1 pseudogene is annotated in these 844 nt (G+C 41.5%); it reads right to left on the bottom strand.

The features are described from left to right. Positions 1-844: pseudogene (locus HMPREF3265_RS12680) on the bottom strand (YSIRK signal domain/LPXTG anchor domain surface protein); the annotation flags it as partial.

Below are 844 nucleotides of genomic sequence, written 5' to 3'. Positions count from 1 at the left end.
GTTGGAGTAGCTGGTGGCGTAGTATCAGTTGCTTTTTTTGGTTGAGAAGTTGCCACATTAGGAACTTCAGCATTGTCATAAGCTTTAGCGATGACATTGCCCTCAGGGATAGGCACCGTTGGTGTAATTGTAACTTGTCCAGTACTATCTGTCGTACCTGAGCCAATGATATTGCCGTCTTTATCCAATAACTCAATTTTTGTATTTGGATCCGAAGTCACAGTGACTGGCGACTTAGTTGTTGCCTTACCAGTTAGATCATCAATAACAACAGGTACAGTTGGAGGTGTTGTATCAGTTGCTTTAACTGGATTAGATGTAGAACAATTTGGATGTTCCGCATTATCCGTGGCTTTTACAGTGACATTACCTTCTGGAATAGGCACCGTTGGTGTAATTGTCGCATGACCAGTACTATCTGTAGTACCTGAACCGATAACATTACCATCCTTATCCAGTAATTCCACTTTAGTATTTGGATCGGTTATAACTTCAACAGGATCTTTCTTATCTGCTTTTCCATCAAGAGTACCAACAACTGATGGTTTCATCGGAGGTGTTGTATCAGTTGCCTTAACTGGATTAGATGTAGAACTATTTGGATGTTCCGCATTATCAGTTGCCTTGGCAGTGACATTACCTTCAGGAATAGGTTTTGTCGGAGTGATAGTAACATGCCCTGTATCATCCGTCGTACCCGAACCAATAATATTGCCATCTTTGTCTAGTAAATCAACATGAGTATTCGAATCCGTTGTCACCGTAATCGGTGTTTGAGTACCGGCTTTACCAACTAAATCAGTATCAAGTGTTGGAGTAGCTGGTGGCGTAGTATCAGTTGCTT

This window comes from Staphylococcus sp. HMSC62B09, from assembly GCF_001839115.1.
Taxonomy (GTDB): domain Bacteria; phylum Bacillota; class Bacilli; order Staphylococcales; family Staphylococcaceae; genus Staphylococcus; species Staphylococcus haemolyticus.
The sequence above is the reverse complement of the archived record's forward strand: the minus strand, read 5'-3'. Positions and strand labels throughout refer to the sequence as shown.